This window comes from Mycobacterium sp. TH-M15, assembly GCF_057473705.1.
The window spans coordinates 1-2,719 of sequence record NZ_JBYCLB010000138.1; the positions used below are offsets into that span (position 1 = coordinate 1).

Genomic DNA, 2,719 nt, shown 5'->3' on the forward strand with positions numbered 1-2,719 from the left:
CCAGCAGGACGGCCAACCGGGCCCGGCCCCGGGCACAGCGGCTCTTCACCGTCCCCTCGGCGACCCCGAGGACGCGAGCGGTATCGGCGATCGAGTAGCCCTGCATGTCGACGGCGAAGATTGCCGCACGCTGCGCCACCGGGAGCCGCAGCAGCGCGCGCCGCACCATCAGCGCGGTCTCGACTTGCCCGGTGCGGTCGCCCACCGGAAGCGCATCGTCGTCCAGCACCGCCACCGACTGCGGTCTGGCGCGGCGCAGTCGGTCCAGGCAGGCGTTGACCACGATCCGGTGCAGCCAGCTGCTGACGGCGGCGTCGTAGCGGAACGACCCCGCGTAGCGGTGCGCGGAGAGCATCGCGTCCTGCAGCGCGTCGGCGGCGTCCTCGGGGCACCGGCTGGTGACGCGCGCCAACCGGCGCAGCTGGCGGTGGTGCCGGCGGAACAGCTCCTCGAACGCGTAGCGGTCGCCGGCGACGTGTGCGGCCAGCAACTCGGCGTCACTCCGGTTGCAGCGGCTCGCCCGGGCGCTGTGCATGACCGGACAGTAACCAAAACCCGCCGTCGCGGCACTTTACCTGTGGAGAAACGCTATTCGGCCGCTTCGACGGTGATCTCGGAGATGTCGGTGCGGCTCTCGCCGTTGGTGGTGCCCAGCGTGGAGATCCACACCAGCAGGTTGGACGTCGGCGCCGAATCGTCGACCGTGATCCGGTTCGGGCCGGGTTTCAGCGTCTCCGGTGAGGTCAGCGTGGTGGTGTCTTCCAGCCGGGCCGGGCTCGGGCTCGATGACGACCGAAGCTCGACCCGGGTGCCGGTGCTGGAGACGTTGACGGTGACCGCGCCGATCACGGTCGGCCGGGGCAGCTGCAGCATCAGCCCGACACCGGTCTTGAAGTTCGGGAACGGCGCCGGATCCCGGTAGGTGTCGCTGCCCCAGGCGGTGGCCGGATTGCCGTCGATCGCCAGGCCGGCGTTCTGCGGCTGATCGGGATCCCCGCCCGGGGAGAAGACGGTTGCCCGCACCGGTTTGACCGTGCTGCCCGGCTCGGCCTCCTGCTCCGCCGTCGCGGACGGGTTGTTCAGACCCAGGTCGTCCTTGCCGAGCCCGTTGACGTCGCCGAACATCCGGTTCACGATCGACGCCAGCACCAGGATAGCCACCAGCAGGACGGCCCCGCCGATTCCGGACCCGATCAGCACGACACGCCGTCGCTGCGCCCGGGCGGCTTCGTCGGATGGCGCGTTGTGGACCGGCCGGGGTTCGACTTCGTCCTGGTCGACCGGCGCCAGCAGATCGGTCGCCTCGGCGACGGTGGTCGCCTGCTGCAGCAGGTTCAGCAGTGTCGAGGCACTCCGGATCCCGCCGTTGGGCTGGAGGGCGTGCATGGCCGCCGCAGAGACCTGGAACGGGATGTCGGAGTTGATCGCGTCGGCGTTGACCGGCTGGCCGGCGGAATCCTGTTCGGCGGGCGGCAGCCCGCAGTCGTCGCCAGACTCCGGCAGCGGCCACCGATTGACCAGCAGCGCGTACAGGGTGGCTCCGATCCCCCGGATGTCGTCTTGCGGACTGGCGGTTGGCATGGTAGCCGGGAAGGCGAGTGTGACGTTGCCCTCACTGGTCACCCGGATCCGCCGCGGGTGGTCGATGGAGAGCGCGACCCCGGCGTGGTGGGCCGCGTCCGCGGCGCTGACCAGCGTCGTCATCGCGCGACCGGCGCCGACCGGCGACGGCGAGGTGTTGGCGACCTCTTTCAGCGACGCGCCGCGCACCCACTCGGCCACCACCAGGCCGCCGCCGCCGGCGCGCACGACGTCGAGGATCCGCGCCACCCCGGGTGACTCAAGCCGGGCCAGCCGCAGGGTGCGGGAGAGGATCTCCTCGGTCTGTCCCTCCGGCAGGGTCTGCCGGGGGTCGACGAAGACCAGCGCCACCTGTCGGTCCAGGCTGGTGTCCAGTGCCTGCCAGAACTCCAGCGCCGGCGTGCTGCCGTGGCAGACCAGCAGCCGGTAGCGACCGTCGGCGATCGCCGACCCGGGCACCAGCGCGGCGTCCTCCGGCTGCGGCTCCAGCTGCGTCGCGCCGAGCACGGTGGTCGGCTCCCGGCTGGGATCGCCGGCTGGGTCGGCGACCGGTACCCGCCGCGGCTTGGCCGCCGCCGAGTGGGCGTTCGCCCCGGCGGCGCCGCGCTTCGCGGTGGTGCGGCGCGACGGGCCGTCCGCAAGGGTGTCGGGCACCGGCCAGCCTTTCTCTCTCCGATCGCCGGCGTGGTGTCCCGGCGGTTCGCTTCCGAGGGCCGCCGGATGGGCAGCCCCCCTCGGCATCAGCGAGTTGTCCAGCTCAGCGTACGGGACGCCGGGTCGCCGGGACCGGTTCTCGGCGCCGGTGGGCGGCAGACCGGCGCTGCCGCCGAACCGGCGGTGGACTGCGGTCAGGCCGGCCTGCGCCTCGGATATCCGGGCGCGGACCAGCACGCCGGCGACGATCGGCGTCATCACCAGCCCCATGACGAGCAGGCGCAACATCGAGCCAACCGGCCCATGGCTGGTCAGGGCGGCCAGCCCCAGCACTCGGTCTACCACCTCGGCGAGCAGCGCGGCCAGCAGTGACGCGGTAACGGTGACCAGAACGGTGCGGACCGCCTCGATGCCGAGCAGTCCCCCGCGAGCGAGTGGTGCCCCCAGACCGGTGACCGGCCGCAGCGCCCGCCGCAGCAGGTGG

1 protein-coding gene and 1 pseudogene are annotated in these 2,719 nt (G+C 72.5%); both read right to left on the bottom strand.

Annotation, left to right across the window (positions count from 1 at the left end):
• Positions 1-535, bottom strand: a 535-nt coding sequence (sigM, locus tag AC2VNT_RS03405) for an RNA polymerase sigma factor SigM (RefSeq protein WP_486945519.1), incomplete at its 3' end; no start/stop codon positions are given.
• A 53-nt stretch (positions 536-588) separates the two neighbouring features.
• Positions 589-2,719 (bottom strand): annotated as a pseudogene (locus AC2VNT_RS03410) (murein biosynthesis protein MurJ); the annotation flags it as partial.